The organism is Halomonas bluephagenesis (assembly GCF_054790765.1).
Genome location: NZ_CP133631.1, coordinates 1,085,113 through 1,108,298, shown reverse-complemented (window position 1 = coordinate 1,108,298; position 23,186 = coordinate 1,085,113). Strand labels below are relative to the sequence as shown.

The following is a 23,186-nucleotide window of genomic DNA, read 5'->3' as shown; positions in this document are numbered from 1 at the left end:
TCACTGGTTAATGTGACGTCATGAAAAACACCGCTACTCGCGATAAGTTAATTGATACCGGTGCCGAGCTGATTGCCCAGCAGGGCTACAATGCGACAGGTATTAATGCCGTCTTAAAAACCTGCGGCGTGCCTAAAGGGTCGTTTTACCACTACTTTTCCAGCAAAGAAGATTTTGGGCTGGCGGTGATCGAGCGCTTTCCCAGCCAGTACGATGAAAGCCTGGCAGCACTGCTTGAAGACGTCTCCTTACCACCGTTAGAGCGCATACGGCGTTACTTCGCCACAGGGCGTGAGCATATGTTGGACTGCGACCACACCACTGGCTGCTTGATTGGTAACCTGGGACAGGAGCTTTCTGGTCAAAGCGACACCTTCCGCGATGCGCTTAATCTGGTGTTTCAGCGCTGGGAAAAACGTTTTATCGTTTGTCTGAAAGAAGCGCAACATCAGGGGAATATCGATAAAGCAATTGCTCCAGAGGCCCTTGCTAGCTTTATATTGTCGGGGTGGGAAGGCGCTATACTTCGTGCCAAAACGCTTAAGTCGGTGACTCCCATGGAGCACTTCGAGTCGATTTTATTTGCCCATGTGCTGACACCATCGGCGCTCTGCGAAGCAAGCCGCTAGTGACGTGCGCGAAAGTGGTGCTCTCCGCTAGCCACATCGTTGCGCAGGGCTGCCAGCAGTGAATCATCTAGCGATGGGTCATTCAGTGGTAGCAGGCCGCACTGGGCCAACGCAGATCGCAGACTTATTTGTTCATCTAAGCGCTGATACACCACTCGCACACAACAGGGCATCCGCTCACTATTATCGGCAACCCCCATTTTTAATCCGGTTAAGCGTGTGACTTGGCTTTGAAAGCTGGGAAACAGAATAGTTTGAGTGATTTCGTGGCCGTTGAGTGTCTCGTGGTCAACCAAAAATAGCCGGTCTGCAAGTTTAACGGCGGTTCCTACGTAACGGTTATGGCAGGGCCGTCTTCCCAGAGCGACTTGCATACGTTCGGTTCGCTGGTACACCACGCCTCCTTCTCTGGCTTCTAGGCACACCAACGTGCGCATCAAATGCCCTGGGCGCGACATCGAGTGGTAAAGCTCGAAGTAGCGACCCAGATAACGTTCCATGCCTTCGCTACCCCGCTGAATCAACGCATTGGGCCAGGGTAGTGTGCTTGGTGACGCGTCCGCATTGAGTTGGCCAGTTTGCACCAGCGCTCGGAAGTCGTGGTGAGGCAGGGCAATATCTTCTGGCGAGACACCAAAAAAGTGGCAAATACGCTGCAGCGCGGCATGGCTTGGATAATAGCGCCCGCTGAGGTAGCGGTTGAATTGGGCACGGTTAATGGATAAGCGACGGCAAACGTCCGCAATAGACGGGTAATAGCTGCACAGCAGGCGTAAGTTAGCCACAAAATCATCATGCATGGGGATGGTTTCAACGTTCTCAGAAGGCGACGGTGAGGCTAATGTGAGGCCTTGGAGCGGTCAGTGCAATGCTTCCCAAGACGAAGCGGGTGAAAAACTGGATAATGGACAGAAATCCGCCTACCGGCTTATGTTTTCAACAGCCGAGGCACACTCATTGCTCCGGATGCCCATTCATGGAAATTAAAGTCAATTATCTCGACAACCTCCGTTTAGAGGCCAAGTTCGACGATTTTACGGTTATCTCCGATCAGCCGATTCGCTATAAAGGCGATGGCTCAGCCCCTGGTCCGTTCGACTACTTTCTAGCGTCGTCGGCGATGTGCGCGGCTTACTTTGTCAAGGTTTACTGCAACGCGCGAGATATTCCTACCGAGAATATTCGCCTGTCCCAGAACAATATCGTCGACCCGGAAGATCGTTATAAGCAGATTTTCAAAATCCAGGTCGAGCTGCCGGAAGATATTTCTGAAAAGGATCGCCAGGGTATTTTGCGCTCCATCGACCGTTGCACGGTGAAGAAGGTTGTTCAAACCGGCCCCGAGTTTCAGATTGAAACGGTAGAGAATATCGATGAGGACGCCCAGGCGCTGCTGATGGGGGCGCCGGAAGGCAGCGCTACCTACATCCCAGGTAAAGATTTGCCGCTGGAGCAGACCATTGCCAATATGAGCGCGATGCTGGCTGACCTGGGCATGAAAATTGAGATCGCCTCCTGGCGTAATATCGTGCCCCACGTCTGGTCGCTACATATTCGCGATGCCGCCTCTCCTATGTGCTTTACCAACGGCAAAGGGGCTACCAAAGAGAGCGCGCTGTGCTCCGCACTGGGCGAATTTATTGAGCGCTTGAGCTGCAACTTCTTCTACAACGACCAGTACTTTGGTGAAGAAATTGCCAACAGCGACTTTGTTCACTACCCCAATGAAAAATGGTTTCAGCCGGGGCCGAACGATGAGCTTCCCGCTGAAATCCTCGACGAACACTGTCTGGCTATTTATAACCCGGAAGGCGAGCTGTGTGGCTCCAATCTGATTGATACCAACTCCGGGCGTGAAGATCGGGGCATTGTATCGCTACCGTTTGTACGTCAGTCCGATGGCAAAACGGTCTATTTTCCCTCCAACTTAATCGAAAATCTGTTCCTAAGTAACGGCATGAGCGCGGGCAATACCCTAGTGGAAGCCCAGGTGCAGTGCTTGTCGGAAATCTTCGAGCGGGCGGTGAAGCGCGAAATCCTCGAACAGGAGTTAACCTTGCCGGATGTGCCGCAAGCGGTACTGGCAAAATATCCGAACATTGTGGAAGGCATTAACGCCTTGGAAGCTCAGGGTTTCCCAGTGTTGGTAAAAGATGCCTCCATGGGTGGCCAGTTCCCGGTAATGTGCGTCACCTTAATGAACCCGCGTACTGGCGGCGTATTTGCTTCGTTTGGCGCACACCCAAGCTTTGAAGTGGCGCTGGAGCGTAGCTTGACGGAGCTGTTGCAAGGCCGCAGCTTCGAAGGGTTAAACGATCTTCCGCTACCAACGTTTAACTCGCAAACCGTGACTGAGCCTAACAATTTTGTTGAGCACTTTATCGACTCGGTGGGTGTGGTTTCTTGGCGCTTCTTTAGTGCCAAACCCGATTTTGAGTTCAGCGAATGGGACTTCTCCGGCAGCAACCAAGAAGAAGCCGACACGCTGTTTGAGATCTTTGAAGAGCTGGGGGCCGAAGTGTACATGGCAGTACACGAAGACTTGGGCGCACCGGTCTGTCGCATTCTGGTGCCAGGTTATTCAGAAGTGTATCCCATCGAAGATCTGATCTGGGATAACACCAATAAGGCGTTGGATTACCGCGAGGATATCCTCAACCTGCACCGCCTCGACGACGATCAGCTCACTGATCTGGTCGAGCGGCTGGGAGAGAGCCAAATGGATGATCACGCCGATATCATCACGCTGATTGGTATCGAGTTCGATGAGAACACCGTGTGGGGGCAGCTAACGATACTAGAGCTGAAGCTGCTGGTTTACCTTGCGCTGCAACGCCATGAAGAGGCGCTGGACTGCGTGCAGATGTTCCTGCAGTACAACGACAACACCGTTGAACGCGGACTGTTCTATCAGGCAGTGAACGCGGTACTGGAAATTGTATTGGATGATGAGCTGGAACTTGACGATTATCTGCACAACTTCCAGCGCATGTTCAGTGAAACGACCATGGCGGCTGTCGTGGGTTCGGTGAGTGGCGAAGTACGCTTCCATGGCCTAACGCCGACTAACATGCAGTTAGAAGGTCTGGAGCGCCATCAGCGCTTGATCGAAAGTTACAAAAAGCTCCATGCGGCTCGGGCAGCAAAAGCGATTAAATAAAAAGCGTCCCTCTATCGAGCCTTTTCAAAAGCAGTCGTGAAAGAACGGTGCGCAGCCTGACAAAGGCGCGCACCGTTTTTATGTGATGCACTTTGGTGCAGTGGTTGGCGCAGTCAGTGCACACAACTGCACCGCTGCGCCAAATTTATTTCTGCCCCATGCTTGGTAAAACGTTCTCCGCGGCGCGGTTTTAAAACGGCGCGAAATAAAACGACGCGAATTCCAACATAACGCTAATACAAAAACGCGGAGAAAATCACATGCTTGATATGCTCAACGAGCTCCTCTGGGGAAAGGTACTGCTAGTGCTGCTGGTGGGCGTTGGCATCGGTTTTACCGTTGCTTCCCGCTTTGTGCAGTTTCGCTATTTTGGCCAAATGTTTCGCATATTGGGGTCGGGTCAGGCCTTTAAGCGTAATAAACACGGCCACTTAAGTTCGTTTCAGGCACTTGTTCTGTCCGTGGCGGGTCGCGTGGGCGGCGGTAATATTGCCGGCGTAGCGGTCGCGATTACGCTAGGTGGCCCTGGGGCTATTTTCTGGATGTGGCTGGTGGGCCTGATGGGGATGGCGACTAGCTTTTTAGAATGTACCCTGGCGCAAACCTATAAAGAAGCGGAAGGCGATGGCACTTATCGCGGTGGCCCGGCGTACTACATTGTTAAAGGGTTAGGCAAACAGTGGCGCTGGCTGGCCGCGTTTTACTCGGTGCTATTGTTGTTAACCTTTGGCTTCGCCTTTACCGCGCTGCAATCCTACGCGGTAGCGACCTCGTTTGGCGACGCCTTTGGTGTACCGGTGCTTTACAGCGGAATTACTTTGGCCATGCTGGTCGGGCTGATTATTTTTGGTGGCATCAAGCGTATTGCGCGCATTTCAGAGTTTCTGGTGCCTTTCATGGCGGGCAGCTATATCGCCATTGCACTGTTGGTCATCGCCATGAACATTGGTGAAATCCCTGGTGTTATCACGCTAATCGTAAAAAGTGCTTTCGGCCTTGAGCCGCTGGTCGGTGGCGGTATTGGTGCTGCCATTATGATGGGCTTGAAGCGTGGCTTGTTTTCTAACGAAGCTGGCCTAGGCAGTGCACCTAATGTGGCGGCGGTAGCTTATGTACCGCACCCGGCCAACCAAGGTATCGTGCAGGCGTTCTCGGTATTTATCGATACCGTGATTATCTGCTCGGCCACAGCGTTTCTGATCCTGCTAAGCGGTGTGTACGATCCTGCAGCAGGCTCTGGCGTTGAAGGTATCGCTCTTACTCAGGCGGCGCTAGCCGACCATGTAGGCGAATGGGGCCGCACCTTTGTTAGTCTTGCGCTGCTGCTATTTGCATTCAGTACTATTTTGTACAACTACTACCTGGGCGAGAACAGCCTCAACTTCTTTAGCCGCGACAACCAGAATCTGTTTAACGCTTTCCGTGTCGCCATTGTGTTGCTGGTGTGCTGGGGTGCGACCACAGATCTTGGCACCGTGTTCGGCTTTGCCGATGTCACCATGGGCCTTCTTGCCGTGGTCAACCTCGTGGCGCTGATTCTGTTGTTCAAGTGCGGCCTACGCATTCTTAATGATTACGATAGCCAGCGTCGCCAGGGCATTAAGCAGCCGATCTTCGATGCCAATCAGCACCCGGATCTTGAGTTAGACCCGAAAGCCTGGGAGCTGGAGCCTGAAGAGGCCGAAGCGTTAAAGCAGCGTCTGGAAAACGCACCTGTTAAGTAAGCCCGCACACGTATCAACGCGATAAGAAAAGGAGCGCCCATGCCCCGCGTACTCATGCTCTACACCGGCGGTACCATTGGTATGCAGCCATCGCCACACGGGTACGTACCTTGCGCGGGGTTGGCTGAGCGTTTAGCCACACACTTAGCGCTGGGCGCCACCGACAGGCTGCCATCCTTTGATGTGCTGGAAATGCAGCCGCTGATTGATAGCGCCGAACTCATGCCCGGCGCCTGGAACCGTTTAGTGGCACAGCTAGAAAACCACTGGCAAGCATACGATGCGTTTGTGGTGCTGCACGGCACCGATACCATGGCGTATAGCGCTGCTGCACTGTCGTTTATGCTCGGTGCGATAAATAAGCCGGTGATTTTCACCGGCTCCCAAATTCCTCTGGGTGAGCCCCGTAGCGATGCACTGAATAATCTTGTCAGTGCACTGCAACTGGTGGCGCACTCCGCGACACCTTGTGAAGTGAGCCTGGCCTTTCATAACCGACTACTGCGCGGCAACCGTGCACGCAAGGTGCGCACTCAGGGCTTAGATGCCTTCGACTCCCCCAATTTCCCCTGGCTTGCCGAGCTTGGCATCGCTATGTCCTTCCCTCAGCCCTCTGCGCTGCTGAGCGGGCTCCCTAACTTTGCCCCCATTGAGGTGGATGAAGAAGCGGTCGCGATATTGCCACTCTATCCCGGTATGTCGCTGCGCCGCGCCAAGGCACTATTGGCCGATGAACGACTAAAAGGCTTGATTCTGCATAGCTACGGCGTGGGCAACCCGCCTAGCTTTGAAGGCGAGCTGCTAAAGGCGTTAACGGCGGGTAATGAACGAGGGATAGCACTGCTCAACGTGACGCAGTGTGCCCAAGGGGAGGTCGTGCAGGGAGCTTACGCCACCGGCGCGGCGCTGAACCAAGCCGGTGTGATTGCGGGGGGCGATATCACGCTGGAAGCCGCCGTCGCGAAGCTCACGGTACTGCTAGGCCGTGGAGTGAGCGGCCCTGCACTACGCAAGGCACTTAGCGGCTCACTACGAGGCGAATGCAGCTAACGAATTACTTACTTGTGCTTTTTAACCTTCCAAATTCGCCAGGTTAAGATGGCTATAATAAGCGCACTCAACGGGGCTATGACGGAGGCGGCAACGTTGGGTTCAATATCGACACCTAGTGCGCTTAAGCTTTCCAGCCCTAATTTCATTAAGCTGAAAATGTAGTAGCTGATGACGATGATCGAAAGGCCTTCAACGGCCTTTTGAATTTTTAGCTGACTGCTAGCGCGGGCATCCAAGCTTTGCAAAATTTTGTAGTTTTGCCCCTCGATTTCGACCTGAGTGCGGGTACGCAGCAAGTCGTTTAATCGTGTGGCACTGGTGGCCAGCGTTTCAACGCGTCGGTTCATGGCATCGCAGTAACGCACGGCAGGCTCAAAACGACGCAAAATAAACATGCCAAGCCGAGGATAATTACCGATACGTTCTTCGCGCAGCTCATTGATACGCGCCAACACGATGTTGGCATAGGCATCAGTCGCGCTAAATCGTTGGCGTGTTTGTACGCCACAACGCTCGAGCTTTGCCGAGAGCAGTGTCAAGGCGTTAAGCAACGGCTCAGCAGGCGAAGTGTGCTGTTCGGCGTGTTGATGAGAGAGCGCAGACAGCTCCGTTTCATAGTGTTGTAGCTCACTGCTGAGTGCTTTGGCTTCCGGTAGCGCCAGCATCGCCATTATGCGGTAAGTCTCAATATCAAATAAGCGCCTTGCCATCCTGCCCAGTCGATAGCTATCCAGATTATCGTTAACCATTAGCAATCGGTTTCTTTGCTGATCATCCAGATTGAAATCGCTCCAAACTGTGGCATCACCGCCGCCCACCGTGGAGCCCGCTGGCTGATCTAATCCATAGGCGTCCACACTGCCTGCCCAACGATTGGCAGTTTCTACACGCAATACGCTGGCACTGATTATTTGATCGGCAAAGTCTGCTAGCACACGGGCTAAAAAAGTAGGCGGTGTTGGCCATAGTCGAGGGTTACTGTTGTTGTCGTGCTTGATGGTTAGCGTAAAAAACTCGGTGTGGCGCTCCCATTTCACCGAGCAGCCCTGACAACTGACTATTTGTTGCACCTGATCGGGTGTGACAGTGACCTCTGTTACCTCTGCTAGGCGGTCAAGCAACCTAGTAACATCATCGCCTTCAAGCGTAAAAGCGTAGTGATGAAGGCAAGCAGGCCCCTCAAAATAGATGGGAGGCCTCGCGTGAAGCTCGTTATGTAATGTCGTGTGTTGAGCATGCATGAAGCAAATTACCTGATCTATTGTTGTTACGAGTGTTGTAAATTAATTGCCAAGCGGCGTTAGCCAAAGAACCAGTAGCAGACTGCAATGGCGGGGATAATGCCCGCGGCGTCAGCGATGAGCGCGCAGCCCAGGCCATGGCGAATACGGGTAACGCCGACCGCGCCAAAGTAGACCGCTAGCACGTAAAATGTTGTTTCAGTACTGCCTTGTAGGGTAGCGGCCAGCAAACCAGGAAAACTATCGACACCGAAGGTGTTCATCGTTTCGATCATCATTGCCCGCGAGCCGCTACCAGAAAGGGGTTTTACAAAGGCGGTAGGCAGCGCATCTACGAAACGAGTGTCCCAGCCAATCCCTTCCACCAACCAGCGAATGCCGCTTAGCCCCGCATCCAAGACGCCGCTAGCACGCAGCACACCAACCGCCACCAGCATGGCAATAAGATACGGCAGTAGGGTGACAGTAAAACTGACACCTTCTTTTGCACCTTCGATAAAAGCGTCATACACCCTCACACCACGCAGTGCGCCGACCACTAAAAACATCATGACAATACTGAATAACGTTAGGTTGCCCACCAGTGTTGACGCTGCCGCTAGTGCCTGGGCCGACATGCCCGCCAGGGTGGTAATTAATAGCCCGAGCGCCAGCGCAGCGGCAACTAAATAGGCCAGCACTACGGGCTGCCAAAGCTTTAAGCGCTGCATAAGCGACACGGCCAGAAGTCCTGCCAGGCTGCTGGCGCTGGTAGCCAACAAAATCGGAAGAAAAACCAGGGTGGGCTCTGCCGCGCCTTGCTGAGCACGATAAATGAAGATCGTGACGGGTAGCAGCGTCAGTGATGACGTGTTCAGCACTAAAAACAGAATTTGTGCGTTGCTGGCGGTATCGCGGCTCGGGTTGAGACTTTGCAGCGATTGCATGGCTTTAATGCCAATCGGTGTGGCGGCATTATCTAAACCTAGAATGTTGGCCGCAAAGTTCATGCTAATTAGCCCCATAGCGGGGTGGTCACGTGGCACCTCTGGCATTAGGCGGGAAAACAGCGGGTCAAGCACGCGGCCTAGTAGGCGAATCATGCCTGCCTTCTCGGCAATCGAAAGAAAGCCCAGCCAAAGCGTCATAGTGCCTAATAGCACTAAAATAATGTCCACGCTGACCCGCGCCATATCGAACAGCGATTGCACTAAGCGAGCAAAAACCTCGCTATCGCCACCAACTAGCCACTGCCACAAGGACGCTGCAAACGCAGCAATGAAAAAGCTTAACCAAATTCCGTTTAGCATGGTGGGCAGGCATCCTGGGCAGTGAAGCAGTCGCGTTTTTAACAGTGAGTACTTTTTAAAAAAAGAGTACGTATTAAACAAATAACGCTGCTTATCCTACCCAATGATTGCCTGCTATCGCTAACCCGACAGTGAAAGAAAAAACAGAATCAGTGGTGGAGAGAGCAGTGACAGGATAAATCCGCTGACCACGGCAATAGGGACACAGGCCACACCGCCGTGCTGTTGAATCACCGGCAGAGTGAAGTCCATGGAGGTAGCGCCGCCATAACCAATGGCTAACGCGGTGTGGCGATGGATAACGAGCGGAATCATAATAAAGGCCAGCAGTTCCCGCGTAAGGTCGTTGAAAAACGCCACGCCGCCCATTAACGGACCAAGCTGGTCGCCAATCAAAATAGCCGAAAGTGAGTACCAGCCAAAACCTGACGCCATGGCTAAGCCTTCATTCCAGCTCAGCGAAAGAAGTGGGGCGGCTAACAAGCCGGCCAGTAGCGAACTCAGAGCAAGGGTTACCGCGATGGCAAGCCCTAGGCGATTGAGCAAAATTTGTTTAAGTGGCATGCCAGAGTTGCGTAGCTGGCAGCCAATCAGCACCAGCAATGCGTATAGCACCCATTCCGCCAGCCAGTCGGCGGTGGTAAACAGCGCTTCCCCAATAAGCGGGCCGAGCAGTAGCCCAACCGCTACGCCACTTGCCACCACGCCTACCAACATTAGCGAGCCCTGCATGGCGGCGAGTTTGCTGGTAGGGGCATTTTTCACCACCGGTGAACCACCGGCCTTCAAAGCCACTCGGCGTGATAGCCACCATAGGGCGCCCAAGTTGAGCACCGTGGTAATGCTAAACAGCAGTAGCGCGTTCCCCCCTAACCGTGAAAGTTGGCTGCCCAGGTTTTCAAGGCCCGCAAGGCTGACCCCCATAAATAATAGAATCAAATAAACTGAGCCATTAACGGCTCGGTTGATGAGATTAAGTAAGCGGGGAGAACGAACGCGTACTAAATAGCCCAACAAGAGGGGCAATAAAACAATCAGTAATCCAGAAAGCATTTAAGGTGCGTTACCCCCAGCGGGGTTGAATTGGGTCATGGTTAGGTAAGTTTGCCGGCGCCCCTCTTTTTGATATTCCGCGGAGAGGATCAGTCCTGGCCAGTCTGGGTGGAAGTTTATTTGTAGGTGCCGGTCGGGCTTTTCTTTATCAATTAGCGTGACACGCATGGCTTTAAACTCACCTGCAGGTACGGTAATGGTGTTGGGCTCGTTGGCATTCTGCTGATCGACATAATATCGAAAGTGTTCGTCACGCCCGCGGTGATCAACAAACTCGATATCGCAGGGGGTACTAATCGTGCAGCTTTCATGACCCGCGCGACGGGAAAGGTCAAAGAGAGCAGCTTGGCGATCAAGCGAAGTAATATCCCTTTCATTGAGCTGGTAGCTGTCGCCTACACCCAATAGTGAATAACTGCTGTTATAGAGCAAAGAGCGGGTTGTGGTGTCGTCTATCGAAAAACGGCTACGCTCTTCCCCGCGGGCAATCGCGACAGCAAAATTCATATTGCTTAACCAGTGAAGCCCCTCATTACTGAGCGTATGGGTAATGGTCGCACCTGGCCAACCGCGTATTTCTAAGCGGTATTGGGCCTGGAAGGGGTGTGGCGCTTGCAGAGCCTGCTCATCTTGTTGATGAGTATTTGCTGCCGCTAAGCCGCACAGAGAAAGCATGCAAGCGCCCAACATTGCGCTCGCAGACTTACGCTGTCTGTTGCCAATTGTGACATGACGCAAAGGCCCTTCCTCCTTCTAAAGTGTTTTCCTAAGAGCCTTTAGCTAGCGCTTGGTTCCCTGAGCAGTATAGCGTGCACATGATGAAGCGTCAGTAGCCTGCTTCTGGGCTAATCGTTGCTAACGCTTCACCCGCCTCAAATGCCTTAATATACGAAATGACTTGATCAATGGCGTCATTCAGCGGCGTAGGCGCTGCCATATGGGGCGTCACTATCACGTTTGGATGCTGCCAAAGGAGGTGGCCGGTAGGAAGAGGTTCTTCGCAGAAAACGTCTAGCAGAGCACCACGCAGATGACCTGGATTCTTCGTGTCACCGAGCGCATCAAGCAACGCCTGCTCATCGATTAGGCTGCCACGGCCGGGGTTAATAACGCTGGCGCCTATGGGTAGTTTCGCTAGCCGCTCGGCGTTAAGAATACCCTCAGTGGCCGCGGTGTCGGGCAAAATGGTGACCACGCTCTGCACTTGGGCAAGCAGTTCATCAAGACCTTCGTCACCGTGTAGGCAGCGCACGCCATTAATCTCTTTAGGCGAGCGGCTCCAGCCAAGTACGGGGAACCCAGCTTGCGACAAGTGGGAGGCGACGAAACTGCCGATTGCGCCAAGGCCTAATATTCCAACTGGCCACTGTGTTTTTTCAGGCACGGCTTGAGGCTTCCAGGTGGCGCTCTGCTGTTGGGAAGCGTAGCGGTCCATGCTGCGGTAGAAGTGCAGTACACCATATAGCACGTAATCAGCCATGAGTTCGCCCATGCCAGCATCACGTAACTTAACGATAGGAACATCGCTGGGTAGGCCAGGTGTTTTCAGTAAGTAATCGACGCCCGCCCCAAGATTGATAATGCCTTTAAGTTGGCTTTGTTCCTGCAGTAAATGCTCTGGTGCTTTCCAAATGGCGAGGTAGTCGGCGTTTTTCCGCTCATCTGCTGGTGCATCACTCGTTAGTACCGTGGCCTGAGGCAACGCCTTCTCCAGTGCTGCTTGCCACTGGGTTGAATCGTCAATATGGATGACTATTTTCATTTTTCCTCCTGACTGTATGTTAACTATGGTTACGCTACCACGGCTTGCCGCAATTTTTGTCATAAAGGCTTTGACCGGCAACCGAGGGTCGGTGCTAGTATCGCCCTAAGACGACATTGGCAGGCCTACTGCGGGGGTGGCCAGGTCGATCCTGTGGCCCAGCGTACCTAACCTACAATAGATGGCGCTGGTTCTTAGTGATCTTTGATGGCGAGTTGCCCGATGACTGAGGTTTCCCTGCCTTTCACGCGTGCAGAGTATGCAAATCGCTTGTGGAAGGTGCGTGCAGAAATGGCTGGTCGAGGCATTGACGTACTAATCGTCAGTGACCCCTCCAACATGGCGTGGTTGACCGGCTACGACGGTTGGTCCTTTTATGTTCATCAATGCGTATTGGTGGGCCTAGAAGGCGAACCTGTATGGTTTGGCCGCCGTATGGATGCCAACGGCGCGCTGCGCACCTGCTGGATAGACCCCGACAATATTACCTACTATCCGGATTACTATGTTCAAAATCCGGACATGCATCCGATGGAGTATCTTGCCCAATCGATTATGCCAGACCGCGGCTGGCATACCGGTGTGGTGGGCATGGAGATGGATAACTATTATTTCTCTGCTAAAGCCTACCAAAGCTTGCTGCGTGAACTTCCTCATGCGCGCTTTATGGATGCCAACGCTCTGGTGAACTGGTGTCGGGCGATTAAGTCGCCTCAAGAAATTGCCTATATGCGCGTGGCGGCAAGAATTGTTGAGGGTATGCACACACGCATTTTGGAGGTTATTGAGCCCGGGCTGCCAAAAAGTAAGCTGGTATCGGAAATTTACCGCGTGGGCATTGAAGGGTTTATCGACGAGAACGGCAAAGTGTTTGGTGGTGATTCCCCTGCCATTGTCCCGATGTTACCAACCGGAAAAGACGCTGCTGCGCCGCACCTTACCTGGGACGATACGCCATTTCGCAAAGGGGAAGGCACGTTCTTCGAAATTGCTGGGGTGTTCAAGCGCTACCACGCGCCCATGTCACGCACCGTGTTTTTAGGTACGCCACCGACAGACTTTATTCGTGCGGAATCTGCCTTGTTGGAAGGTATTGAAAATGGGCTAGCAGTGGCTAAGCCAGGCAATCGTACGGCGGATATTGCGATGGCGCTGGGTGCGGCAATGGATAAGTATGGTTTTGACCGTGGCGGCGCGCGCTGTGGTTATCCTATTGGTATTTCGTACCCGCCGGATTGGGGCGAGCGCACGATGAGTCTGCGCCCCTCGGACGAGACTATTCTTAAACCAGGTATGACGTTCCACTTTATGCCCGGCTTGTGGGTAGAGGACTGGGGGTTGGAAATTACCGAAAGCATTCTGATTACCGAGACAGGCTGTGAAACCCTGGCCAATTTTCCGCGCCAGCTGTTTGTTAAGTAGCTGTCTAAACAATACAAGGGACATACGATGACGCTTCAACCGAACCAACTGCGGCCAAGCCCTATTTCTGCCACCGTTGATTTCGACGCCGATGGTGTACAGCACGGTTTTTTAAAACTACCGATTTCAACCGATGAGTCTGCTTGGGGGGCGGTGATGATACCTATCACCGTGGTCAAAAATGGCGAAGGCCCCACGGCGTTGTTAACCGGTGGGAATCATGGCGATGAATACGAGGGGATTACGTCGCTGTTGAAGCTCTCTTCCACGTTGAAAGCGGAAGAAGTGAGTGGGCGGGTAATTATTGTGCCGTGTATGAACACCCCTGCTGTCATGGCCGGAAAGCGCACGTCACCGATGGATAAAGGCAATTTAAATCGTAGTTTCCCAGGTGATCCAAACGGCACAGTAACGACGCAAATCGCTGATTATTTTACCCGCGTGTTGGTCCCCATTAGCGATGTTGTGCTCGATCTGCACTCGGGCGGTCGTACGCTGGATATTTTACCGTTCGGCGCCTCCCACGTTTTAGACGACAAGACTCAACAGCAGGCGGCGTTGGAAGGGGCTAAAGCGTTCGGTGCTCCTTATGCCATGGTGATGTTCGAGCTAGATGCAGAAAAACTGTTCGACACTGCCTGTGAGCGCCAGGGTAAAGTGTTTGTGGCCAACGAACTTGGCGGCGGCGGCACGTCCACTCCTCAAAGTATTGCGATTGCTGAGCGTGGTGTACGCAACTTTTTGATTCATTACGGCTTTGTGGAAGGCTCGGTAGAAATGCCTGAAGAAGGGCAAATGTATCTCGATATGCCAGATGCCAGCTGCTACGTGCAAAGCCAGCACTCTGGGGTGTTAGAGCTGTTAGTGGCGTTGGGTGATGAGGTGAAAAAAGGCCAAACCATTGCCTATGTCTACGATATGACCCGTAGCGGTACCGCTCCTGTGGCGTACAAAGCGGAGCGTGACGGCATCTTGATGGCTCGCCGTGCGCCATCGTTAATCAATATGGGGGACACCCTGGCGGTGATTGCCGATGTTGTTGAACGCCTGGAGGCGTGACATCCGGCATGATGAAACTGGACCGTTATGATTTAAAAATTCTCGATATCCTCTCCCGGGATGGGCGGATCACCAAGTCGAAGCTGGCGGAAGCCATCAATCTCTCGGTAAGCCCCTGCTGGGAGCGAGTAAAACGACTTGAAAACGCGGGCGTTATCGAAGGATATACGGCGCGTATTAATGCCGATGTGTTAATGCCGCGCAACTCCGTGTGGGTGCAGATCGAACTCAAACAGCACAATGCTGAGAGCTTCGCCCGCTTTGAAGCTTTAGTTATGCAAACACCAGACGCTACCGAGTGCGTGGCGGTAGGCGGTGGCGTTGACTACCTAGTGAAGTTTGAGGTGTTTTCCATCGACAGTTATCAACGTTTGATCGATAGTTGGTTGGTCTCGGATGTGGGAATAGAGCGCTATTTCACCTATATCGTGACCAAATCGGTCAAACGAACCGAGCCGGATATCGGCTCAATCGACTTTTTGTAATATCGGCCTGTGTAAATCGAATTTAACAATTTATCCAGGTGTTTGATCAACGCCATTTCAGCGTTCCGTTGGCTTAGTATGAAAATTAATGCCACTCACCACTAGCTTAGTGAAAGATATCCATAAAAGTTAATTCGCTAAGCTAAAACAGTCAGATCGCCTGACGCAGAGAGAAGCTAATGTCATATTTCACCATTGCCGGTGTTCAAATGCATGCCCTGCACCATGGCGACAATACCGAGGCTATGCGCCATCGGATCGATGCGCTAATGAACCGTTTTCCTCAGGTGCAGATGGTGCTGTTCAGCGAATTAATGCCGATGGGGGCTTCACCGCTCCATGCCCAGACGCTGCCCAGTGATACTGAGGCACTGTTTTGCCAAATGGCCGCACAACACCGTATCTGGTTAATTCCTGGCTCAATGTTCGAGCAAGTAGGCGAGCATATTTACAATACCTTGGTGGTGATTAACCCACTGGGCCAAGTTGTGACGCGTTATCGCAAAATGTTCCCGTTTCGCCCTTATGAAGCGGGTGTTGAAAGCGGTAATGAATTTGTGGTCTTCGATGTTCCCACGATAGGTCGCTTTGGCGTTTCTATCTGTTATGACATGTGGTTCCCCGAAACGACCCGTACCTTGGCTTCCATGGGTGCTGAAGTCATTCTTCATCCCACCATGACCGATACCATTGACCGGGATATCGAGCTGTCGATTGCCCGTACCAATGCGGCGATCAACCAGTGCTACTTCTTCGATATTAATGGTGCTGGCGCACTGGGTAATGGTCGCTCCATCGTGGTTGGTCCTTCAGGCGACGTGATTCATCAAGCTGGTATTGGTGAGGAGGTCATTCCGATCGAAATTGACCTCAACCGCGTCCGTCGAGAACGCGAAACCGGGTTGCGCGGATTGGGCCAGCCGCTTAAAAGTTTCCGTGACCGTGAGGTCGATTTCTCGATATACCGTAGCGAAAACGGATCCTCTCCTTTCCTAGACACCTTAGGACCACTTGCTAAACCGGTACGTACTGACCAAGACATTTTTTAGGAGTCTATTTGGCTTGACCCATCATCACGAGAAGAACGGATTTCGCGCCAAATTGGATGATCAATTTAGGCGGATATCGCGATATTTAGCGAAACTCCTAGGCAGCACTAATTACACACAGCCTTCAGTATCTGTCATACAAGGAGCGAAAATAATGACTAAAATCACTTCCATTGCGGATGTTCGTAGACATTTTCTAAATAATAAAGAACCGGTCTACTTCATTTCTGCGACGAACTTCAATCTTCTGGGTATTGGTGATTGGGTAGGCAGCTTCCGCCATATTAATTATATCGACTGCTTTGAAGGTAAGCAGCGTAATGTCTTTGTGCCCAAGCAGAAGTTTCCTCGCGATTTCGAGAGCATTGAAGACATTAATAACTACCTGCTTGAGCATAAAGAAGTCATTGATTTCATTCAATCACGAGCCAATGGCGAAAGCGCTGGGGTAGCGTCGTTTTTAATGTTCGATGAGCACACCGAAGAAATTTGTGAGCAGTTAGGTCTGCGGGTTGCCTTCCCCCCAGCCGAGCTGCGTAAGCGGATGGATAACAAAATTGAAACGGTGCGCATTGGCAATAAGGCAGGCGTACCCAGCGTGCCTAACGTGCTGGCCAGGGGAGGCAGTTACCAAGAGCTCATCGAGGTCAGCCAGGCGCTCGGTAACGATTTGGTTGTACAGACCGCTTTTGGGGATTCCGGTCACACCACCTTCTTTATTGCCAGTGAAGAAGACTATTACAAGCATGCCGAAGAGATCGAAGCCGAACCTGAGGTTAAGATCATGAAGCGCATCAACTGTCGTGGCTCGGCGATAGAAGCTTGCGCCACGCGTTGCGGTACGGTCGTTGGCCCGTTGATGACAGAGCTTGTAGGCTTTAAAACATTAACGCCCTATAAGGGTGGTTGGTGCGGCAACGAAATGTTCGCCGGCGCCTTTAGTCAGGAAGTGCGCGACTTAGCGCGTGAATACACCTTTAAGTTTGGTGAGGCACTGCGCGAAGAAGGGTATCGAGGATATTTCGAACTCGATTTCCTGATCGATATGGATACCAATGAAGTGTATTTAGGCGAGCTTAACCCACGTGTGACTGGGGCGAGTTCCCTAACGAATGTGGCGGCTTTTGCCCACTCCGATATTCCGTTGTTCCTGTTCCACTTGCTCGAGTTTTCAGACGTCGACTTTGACTTGGATATCAATGATATCAATGAGCGTTGGGCGCATCCTGAAAGTGTCGATAGCTGGAGCCAGCTGGTTATCAAACATACCGATGAAAGTGTTGACCTGTTAACCCAGGCGCCTACTACTGGTGTGTGGCGCATGAATGATCAAGGTGAGATTGCTTATGATCATTACAGCTACCACCCCCATGCGGCAGAGAACGAGCATGAGGCTTTTTTCCTGCGTATTAGTGGTGCAGGAGACTTCCGCTATGAAGGGGCCGATCTGGGTATTCTGATTACCCGAGGCCGATTGATGGATGATGACTTCCAGTTAAATGAGCGGGCCAAAGCTTGGATAGACGGCATCCGTAATCAGTACACAGGGCAGGCTTTGCAAGACCCAGTGGTGGAGGAAGTTGCCGTCAGCCATGCTATCGGCGGTGGCAACTTCAAAATTCTTTAATCATGGACGGCAAATTTGCTGCAGGCCGGGCGCCTGGTGTGGAGCTAGACAAGGCCTTGACGTTTCGCACCGTCCATGAAGAGGTGGCGGGGCCGAAGTGGCAGTCTTTGTTCCATTACCACTGGCCTGCCTATGAGCCCTGGTACCTAGCCGAAGGCGAGCGTGAGCGTCCCTCTTATTTGGAGTGTCACAACGCCTTACGCAAGCACATGCCCGAACTGCTGGCTACTTACCGCACGTTATGTGAAGTAGCCGGTGGAGGGGATCTTTCGTCACGGCTACTGAGTTTGTACCGACCGCCGCCGTATATTACCGGTTGCTCACAGGCGGTGCTGACAAGGCCGACATCCACTGTGTTGGCACGCAACTATGATTATCCGCCGGAATTGTGCGAGGGCACTATTCTCTATACGCGCTGGAATCAGCGTCGTGTCATCGCCATGTCTGACTGCCTGTGGGGCGTGCTAGATGGGATGAATGATTCGGGACTTGCTGTTTCGCTAGCGTTCGGTGGGCGCAAAGTGGTGGGGGATGGCTTCGGCGCTCCGATTATTCTTCGCTATATTCTCGAATTCTGCGATACGGTGCCCGAAGCGGCGAAGGTGCTTGAAAGAGTGCCTACTCACATGGCCTATAACATTACCGTCGCGGATGCCTGTGGGCGTTATGTCACAGCGATGATTGCGCCAGATCGCCGCGCCAGCATCCGGCGGGTGGCCGTGGCTACCAATCACCAAAAGAAAATCGAATGGTATGCCCATGCGCTGGCCTCAGAAACCTTGATTCGCGAGCGTCAGCTCTCGATTCTGGTGGACGACGATGCGACCACTGACGAGCGACTAATTTCGGCATTTTCCGCTCCCCCTCTATTTCGCCACGACTATCGGCGTGGCCTGGGTACAGTGTATACCGCGGTATATCGCACCAAGGAAAGACTTACTCAGTTCCGTTGGCCTGGCAGAGTGCTGGATTTGAACTTCGATGTGTTTCCCGAAGAACAAATTACCGTGCGCTATGGCTCCCGCGGGCTGTATGGCTGGTTTAGCACTGCTGCTCAGGCAAGCGTCTTTTCCAGATAAATACCTACAAAGGATGGGTGTCGTCATGCAAGAGAATAATCCAACCGAAACTTCCTACACCGCCCTGGGTTTTTATCACAAAATTTCCCAACTTCGTGCTGATACCTGGAATGAGCTTAAACGTGATTTGGGTATTTTGACGCGCCTTAAAGAGGAAGGTCGCGCCAAAAACTTGATCAAAGCTATCGACATCAAGTTGACACGTTTAGAAATCATTGAGGATTACCACGCATTCCCGTCTAAAGAGGATTTTCGCCACCTTTGGACGCTATTCAATCGTGGTGAATATGCACTGTTGGATAAAGTAGTTAAGCGTTTGGTAAGAGCATTGATCAGTGAGTCCTACCGTCGTCGGCAGGTGGATCTTTCTGAGACTGATGCTGGTGCTGAAGACATGGAGGCACTTGATGCCCTTAACCAGCTACGCCGTGGGCACCCGGCGTCTAACAGTTCGGCACAGCCCTATTTTGAACTGTTAATAGTGGACAATCTTTCTAACCAGGAAGAAGACGTGGTGCGTGAAGCGTTCCACAATATGCGCCGTCCTGAAGATCGCTTTGTCTACGATGTAGTGACGGTAAAAAGCTTTGAAGATGCGTTGATTGCTGTACTGGTCAACCCAAATATTCAGGCGTGCCTGATCCGCTACGAGTTTCCGTATAAATCAAAGTACAACCTCAGCGCTTTGCGTAATTATCTGGAAGGCCTCTCAGAAAATGAGCTGGAACACCATAGCGAAGCTGAACGCAGTATTCTGCTGAGTTCGATGATTCATGAACTGCGTCCAGAAATTGATCAATTTCTGGTTACCAGTGGCGATGTCGAAGCCACGGCGAGCCGAGATATTAAGCACTTCAACCGTATCTTCTACCGTGAAACGGATTACATCGAGCAGCATCATACGATTCTACGTGCCATTGATAATCGCTATCGCACGCCGTTTTTCGATGCCCTGCGTGAATATAGTAGAAAACCCACGGGGGTGTTTCATGCCATGCCCATTTCCAGGGGCAAGTCGGTAACCCGCTCTCATTGGGCAGGGCATATGATCGATTTTTACGGCATTAATATTTTTCTGGCTGAAACGTCGGCAACGTCAGGCGGGCTCGACTCACTGTTGCAACCCTTTGGGCCGATTAAAAAGGCGCAAGAGTATGCCGCCCGGGCGTTTGGGGCGCGTCGTAGTTTCTTTGTAACCAACGGTACTTCCCCCGCCAACAAGATTGTCGTGCAGGCATTGATCAAGCCGCGAGACATCGTGTTGATCGACCGTGACTGTCACAAGTCGCATCATTACGGCATGGTGTTAGCTGGTGCCCATGTTAGTTACCTGGACTCCTATCCACTCGACGATTATTCCATGTACGGTGCGGTGCCGCTGCATGAAATCAAGAAAACGCTGCTGTCCTACAAGCGTTCCGGACAATTGCACAAAGTTAAGATGTTGTTGCTGACCAACTGCACCTTCGACGGCATTGTGTATAACGTGCGTCGAGTGATGGAAGAGTGCTTGGCAATTAAACCAGATCTAGTGTTTTTGTGGGATGAAGCATGGTTTGCCTTTGCTGGTTTTAATCCGACTTACCGGCCACGTACCGCCATGAATGCAGCACGTACGCTGAGAGATCGTTATCGCAGCGAGAGTTACCGAGAAGAGTATGCGGCTTGGAAAGCTGAGTTTGATAAGCTTGATCCAGAAGACGACGCGACCTGGCTTGACCAGCGGCTGATGCCCGACCCAGACGAGGTGCGCATTCGTACCTATGCGACTCATTCGACCCACAAAACGCTTACCTCGTTGCGCCAAGGTTCGATGATTCACGTTTGGGATCAGGATTTTCGCCAGAAAGTGGAGGCTTCTTTCCATGAAGCCTACATGACCCACACCTCAACCTCGCCCAATTACCAGATTGTCGCGTCGCTGGATGTGGGACGAATGCAGGCGGAAATGGAAGGTTTTGAACTGGTGCATGCGCAGGTAGAGACGGCTCTTTCGCTACGCGAACAACTCTATACTCACCCATTGCTGCAGAAGTATTTCCGCGTATTGAAGAATAGCGACATGGTGCCCGAAGCTTACCGTGAGTCGGGAGTCGAGTCCTATTTTGACCCAGTGACGGGTTGGAATAAAATGGAGGAAGCCTGGGCGCGTGACGAGTTTGTCGTTGACCCTTCCCGCGTGACTATTGCCATCGGCAATACAGGGGTTGATGGCGATACGTTCAAAAACGAATACCTGATGAATAAGTACGGTATTCAAATTAACAAGACCTCACGCAACACCGTGCTGTTCATGACCAATATTGGCACCACGCGAGGGTCGATTGCCTACTTGCTGGATGTACTGATCAAGCTGGCCAAAGAGTTTGAATATCGCTTGGAGGACAGCAGCCGCCCCGAGCGCAAGATCATCGAAAATCAGGTGCATTCGCTGAATCATGATCTGCCGCCGTTGCCTGACTTCAGTCGCTTTCACGATGCCTTCCGGCCGAATCCCGATACGCCCCAGGGCGATATTCGTTGCGCCTATTTTCTGAGTTACGACGAAGAAAATACCGAGTACCTACGTTTCGATAATGGCAAGTTGCAGGCGCAGATGCGTGCTGGACGTGATGTTGTGTCGGCTAGTTTTGTCATCCCTTATCCGCCAGGATTTCCGGTATTAGTGCCGGGGCAGGTGATTAGTGAAGAAATTTTGTACTTTCTTCAGGCGTTAGATGTCACTGAGATTCATGGCTATCGGCCGGAGTTAGGGCTGGTGGTGTTTACCGAGGAAGCGCTGCTGAACCCCGCAGAGGCGTGAAAAAAACGACGCCGCCAGAAAAAAACGCCATAAAGTAGGCTTTCACAAAAAAAGTGCCGGAATTCTCCGGCCCTTTCAAAAACACTTCGTGCGGTATCTCCCTTACGCTAGACACACTGAAACAGCCTAACGAGACGTTGGGCTGCTTACCTATATTTATTGCAATATTTTATGTGCAACGGTTTGTCGCCCACGATTGGCTTCACCGTAACTGGCTGCAACCTGGGGAGGTGCCCATGACCACACTATCGACCACGCTCACTAAGCGCTTGGAAGATCCGCGTCTGTTCCGGCAGTACGCCTACGTAGACGGTAAATGGACCCACGGTGATGGCGGCCGCGAAGAAGCGGTGTATGACCCCGCGACAAATGAAGCCATTGGCCATATTCCGTTGCTAGAAGCCGAACAAATTACTGCCGCCGTAGATGCCGCTGAAGCCGCTTTTGTACAGTGGCGCGCCCTTCGCGCCGACGAACGCTGCGAACGTTTGCTGGCTTGGTACGATTTGATTCAAGCCAACCGTGAAGATTTAGCCACCATCATGACGTTGGAGCAGGGTAAGCCCTTGCCCGATGCCCGTGGTGAAGTAGAGTACGGTGCAAGCTTCGTGCGTTGGTTCGCTGAAGAAGGTAAACGCACCTACGGCGAAACCATTCCCAGCCATATTCCCAACGCATCACTGGGCACCATTAAGGAGCCGGTAGGTATTGCGGCGATGATTACACCGTGGAACTTCCCGCTGGCCATGATTACCCGCAAAGCAGCGGCGGCACTCGCTGGAGGCTGCCCGGTGATCATCAAGCCTGCCAATGAGACGCCGTTCTCTGCGCTGGCACTGGCAGAACTTGCCGAGCGAGCTGGGATTCCAGAAGGTATTTTTAATGTCGTGCTGGGCGATCCTGCAGAAGTTTCTAAAATTCTGTGCAGCGAGCCGCGTATCCGAGCGCTGTCTTTCACAGGCTCCACCCGTGTCGGCCGTTTGTTGATTGAGCAGAGCGCAAATACGGTCAAACGTCTATCGCTGGAACTAGGTGGCAACGCGCCGTTTATCGTTGGTCCGGATATGGACCCCAAAGAGGCAGCCTATGCCGCAGTGTCGGCCAAATTTCAAACGGCTGGGGAAGACTGTCTAGCAGCCAACCGCATTCTGGTTCACGAATCCATCCACGATGAATTTGTTGAGCAATTTACCGAGCGTATGGCCGCACTTACCGTGGGGAATGGCTTGCATGGAGAAGTTGACCTTGGTCCGCTGATTCACCGTCAGGCTGTCGAAAAAGCAGCATCGATTGTCGATGATGCGATTTCCAAAGGCGCCACTATGATAGCGGGTGACCAAAGCCAAGCGCCCGGCGAAAACTTCTTTATGCCGGTGCTGTTGACCAATGTGACACCGCAAATGAAAGTTTGGCGCGAAGAGAACTTTGCACCTGTGGCCGGTATTACCGCTTATAGTACCGACGACGAAGTCATTGAAATGGCCAATGACACTGAATACGGCTTAGCGGCTTATATCTATACCCATGATATTCGCCGTATCTGGAAGCTAATGCGTGCGCTGGAATACGGCATGGTTAGCGTCAACTCGGTGAAAATGACAGGTCCGCCGGTGCCTTTTGGTGGCGTGAAACAGTCCGGCCTTGGCCGTGAAGGCGGCGCTACAGGTATCGATGAGTATTTAGAAACAAAGTACTACTGCCTGGGAGCCTTGGGCTCAGTGTCTGGTAGTTAACAGCACACAGTTATCCAA

Annotated in this window: 18 protein-coding genes; 12 read left to right on the top strand and 6 right to left on the bottom strand. The window is 52.3% G+C overall.

From position 1 onward, the window contains the following. Nucleotides 1-20 precede the first annotated feature (20 nt). Nucleotides 21-629: a TetR family transcriptional regulator C-terminal domain-containing protein gene (locus REH51_RS05005; RefSeq protein WP_498937032.1), complete on the top strand. Its 609-nt coding sequence runs from the start codon at nucleotides 21-23 to the stop codon at nucleotides 627-629. On the opposite strand, the gene REH51_RS05000 is transcribed toward REH51_RS05005, so the two are convergent. After that, the gene (locus tag REH51_RS05000) at nucleotides 626-1,429 is read right to left on the bottom strand and encodes a helix-turn-helix domain-containing protein (RefSeq protein ID WP_498937030.1); all 804 of its coding nucleotides are present in this window, start codon (nucleotides 1,427-1,429) and stop codon (nucleotides 626-628) included. The two genes, REH51_RS05005 and REH51_RS05000, sit on opposite strands and share 4 nt — an antisense overlap. Before the next feature lie 176 nt (nucleotides 1,430-1,605). Here REH51_RS05000 and REH51_RS04995 point away from each other — a divergent pair, with 176 nt between their 5' ends. From REH51_RS04995 to REH51_RS04985, 3 genes are all read left to right on the top strand, one after another. After that, nucleotides 1,606-3,789, top strand: a complete 2,184-nt coding sequence (locus tag REH51_RS04995) for an OsmC domain/YcaO domain-containing protein (protein WP_498937028.1) — start codon at nucleotides 1,606-1,608, stop codon at nucleotides 3,787-3,789. 260 nt (nucleotides 3,790-4,049) lie between these two features. Next, nucleotides 4,050-5,513 (top strand): alanine/glycine:cation symporter family protein, encoded by a 1,464-nt coding sequence (locus REH51_RS04990; RefSeq protein ID WP_498937026.1) that lies wholly within the window; start codon nucleotides 4,050-4,052, stop codon nucleotides 5,511-5,513. Nucleotides 5,514-5,552: 39 nt separating this feature from the next. Beyond that, complete coding sequence (locus tag REH51_RS04985; RefSeq protein ID WP_498937024.1) at nucleotides 5,553-6,563, top strand: asparaginase domain-containing protein; 1,011 nt, start codon at nucleotides 5,553-5,555, stop codon at nucleotides 6,561-6,563. Nucleotides 6,564-6,571: 8 nt separating this feature from the next. Here REH51_RS04985 and REH51_RS04980 read toward each other — a convergent pair whose 3' ends face one another. The 5 genes from REH51_RS04980 to REH51_RS04960 all read right to left on the bottom strand — a co-directional run bounded on the left by REH51_RS04980 (nucleotide 6,572) and on the right by REH51_RS04960 (nucleotide 11,911). Next, the gene (locus REH51_RS04980; RefSeq protein WP_009721359.1) at nucleotides 6,572-7,807 is read right to left on the bottom strand and encodes a DUF3422 domain-containing protein; all 1,236 of its coding nucleotides are present in this window, start codon (nucleotides 7,805-7,807) and stop codon (nucleotides 6,572-6,574) included. Between the two features lie 59 nt (nucleotides 7,808-7,866). After that, complete coding sequence (locus REH51_RS04975) at nucleotides 7,867-9,096, bottom strand: nucleoside recognition domain-containing protein (RefSeq protein WP_498937022.1); 1,230 nt, start codon at nucleotides 9,094-9,096, stop codon at nucleotides 7,867-7,869. A 120-nt stretch (nucleotides 9,097-9,216) separates the two neighbouring features. Next, entirely contained in the window at nucleotides 9,217-10,149 is a 933-nt protein-coding gene (locus tag REH51_RS04970; protein ID WP_009721361.1) for a LysO family transporter, read from the bottom strand. Further along, entirely contained in the window at nucleotides 10,150-10,887 is a 738-nt protein-coding gene (locus REH51_RS04965) for a hypothetical protein (RefSeq protein WP_009721362.1), read from the bottom strand. An 88-nt stretch (nucleotides 10,888-10,975) separates the two neighbouring features. Further along, nucleotides 10,976-11,911, bottom strand: coding sequence for a 2-hydroxyacid dehydrogenase (locus REH51_RS04960; protein WP_009721363.1), 936 nt, complete (start codon nucleotides 11,909-11,911; stop codon nucleotides 10,976-10,978). Between the two features lie 222 nt (nucleotides 11,912-12,133). On the opposite strand from REH51_RS04960, the gene doeA reads away from it, so the two are divergent. From doeA to REH51_RS04920, 8 genes are all read left to right on the top strand, one after another. After that, nucleotides 12,134-13,333: an ectoine hydrolase DoeA gene (gene doeA, locus REH51_RS04955; protein WP_498937020.1), complete on the top strand. Its 1,200-nt coding sequence runs from the start codon at nucleotides 12,134-12,136 to the stop codon at nucleotides 13,331-13,333. Between the two features lie 27 nt (nucleotides 13,334-13,360). Further along, the gene (gene doeB, locus REH51_RS04950) at nucleotides 13,361-14,392 is read left to right on the top strand and encodes a N(2)-acetyl-L-2,4-diaminobutanoate deacetylase DoeB (protein WP_498937018.1); all 1,032 of its coding nucleotides are present in this window, start codon (nucleotides 13,361-13,363) and stop codon (nucleotides 14,390-14,392) included. Between the two features lie 8 nt (nucleotides 14,393-14,400). Next, nucleotides 14,401-14,877: an Lrp/AsnC family transcriptional regulator gene (locus REH51_RS04945; protein WP_009721366.1), complete on the top strand. Its 477-nt coding sequence runs from the start codon at nucleotides 14,401-14,403 to the stop codon at nucleotides 14,875-14,877. Between the two features lie 179 nt (nucleotides 14,878-15,056). Continuing rightward, nucleotides 15,057-15,926: a carbon-nitrogen hydrolase family protein gene (locus tag REH51_RS04940; RefSeq protein ID WP_009721367.1), complete on the top strand. Its 870-nt coding sequence runs from the start codon at nucleotides 15,057-15,059 to the stop codon at nucleotides 15,924-15,926. A gap of 154 nt (nucleotides 15,927-16,080) precedes the next feature. Further along, nucleotides 16,081-17,553 carry a biotin carboxylase gene (locus tag REH51_RS04935; protein WP_498937016.1) on the top strand — a complete coding sequence of 491 codons (1,473 nt, stop codon included), beginning with the start codon at nucleotides 16,081-16,083 and terminating at the stop codon, nucleotides 17,551-17,553. A 56-nt stretch (nucleotides 17,554-17,609) separates the two neighbouring features. After that, on the top strand, nucleotides 17,610-18,632 hold the full coding sequence (locus REH51_RS04930) for a C45 family autoproteolytic acyltransferase/hydrolase (protein ID WP_498937015.1): 1,023 nt from the start codon (nucleotides 17,610-17,612) through the stop codon (nucleotides 18,630-18,632). Between the two features lie 25 nt (nucleotides 18,633-18,657). Then, entirely contained in the window at nucleotides 18,658-21,435 is a 2,778-nt protein-coding gene (locus REH51_RS04925) for an aminotransferase class I/II-fold pyridoxal phosphate-dependent enzyme (RefSeq protein WP_498937013.1), read from the top strand. A gap of 236 nt (nucleotides 21,436-21,671) precedes the next feature. After that, nucleotides 21,672-23,168, top strand: a complete 1,497-nt coding sequence (locus tag REH51_RS04920) for an NAD-dependent succinate-semialdehyde dehydrogenase (RefSeq protein WP_498937012.1) — start codon at nucleotides 21,672-21,674, stop codon at nucleotides 23,166-23,168. Nucleotides 23,169-23,186 lie beyond the last annotated feature (18 nt).

Excerpts from the sequence above, each read along its gene's own strand:
- REH51_RS05005 (WP_498937032.1), top strand. The coding sequence starts at position 21 with ATGAAAAACACCGCTACTCGCGATAAGTTAATTGATACCGGTGCCGAG.
- REH51_RS05000 (WP_498937030.1), bottom strand. The coding sequence starts at position 1,429 with ATGCATGATGATTTTGTGGCTAACTTACGCCTGCTGTGCAGCTATTAC.
- REH51_RS04995 (WP_498937028.1), top strand. The coding sequence starts at position 1,606 with ATGGAAATTAAAGTCAATTATCTCGACAACCTCCGTTTAGAGGCCAAG.
- REH51_RS04990 (WP_498937026.1), top strand. The coding sequence starts at position 4,050 with ATGCTTGATATGCTCAACGAGCTCCTCTGGGGAAAGGTACTGCTAGTG.
- REH51_RS04985 (WP_498937024.1), top strand. The coding sequence starts at position 5,553 with ATGCCCCGCGTACTCATGCTCTACACCGGCGGTACCATTGGTATGCAG.
- REH51_RS04980 (WP_009721359.1), bottom strand. The coding sequence starts at position 7,807 with ATGCATGCTCAACACACGACATTACATAACGAGCTTCACGCGAGGCCT.
- REH51_RS04975 (WP_498937022.1), bottom strand. The coding sequence starts at position 9,096 with ATGCTAAACGGAATTTGGTTAAGCTTTTTCATTGCTGCGTTTGCAGCG.
- REH51_RS04970 (WP_009721361.1), bottom strand. The coding sequence starts at position 10,149 with ATGCTTTCTGGATTACTGATTGTTTTATTGCCCCTCTTGTTGGGCTAT.
- REH51_RS04960 (WP_009721363.1), bottom strand. The coding sequence starts at position 11,911 with ATGAAAATAGTCATCCATATTGACGATTCAACCCAGTGGCAAGCAGCA.
- doeA (WP_498937020.1), top strand. The coding sequence starts at position 12,134 with ATGACTGAGGTTTCCCTGCCTTTCACGCGTGCAGAGTATGCAAATCGC.
- doeB (WP_498937018.1), top strand. The coding sequence starts at position 13,361 with ATGACGCTTCAACCGAACCAACTGCGGCCAAGCCCTATTTCTGCCACC.
- REH51_RS04945 (WP_009721366.1), top strand. The coding sequence starts at position 14,401 with ATGATGAAACTGGACCGTTATGATTTAAAAATTCTCGATATCCTCTCC.
- REH51_RS04940 (WP_009721367.1), top strand. The coding sequence starts at position 15,057 with ATGTCATATTTCACCATTGCCGGTGTTCAAATGCATGCCCTGCACCAT.
- REH51_RS04935 (WP_498937016.1), top strand. The coding sequence starts at position 16,081 with ATGACTAAAATCACTTCCATTGCGGATGTTCGTAGACATTTTCTAAAT.
- REH51_RS04925 (WP_498937013.1), top strand. The coding sequence starts at position 18,658 with ATGCAAGAGAATAATCCAACCGAAACTTCCTACACCGCCCTGGGTTTT.
- REH51_RS04920 (WP_498937012.1), top strand. The coding sequence starts at position 21,672 with ATGACCACACTATCGACCACGCTCACTAAGCGCTTGGAAGATCCGCGT.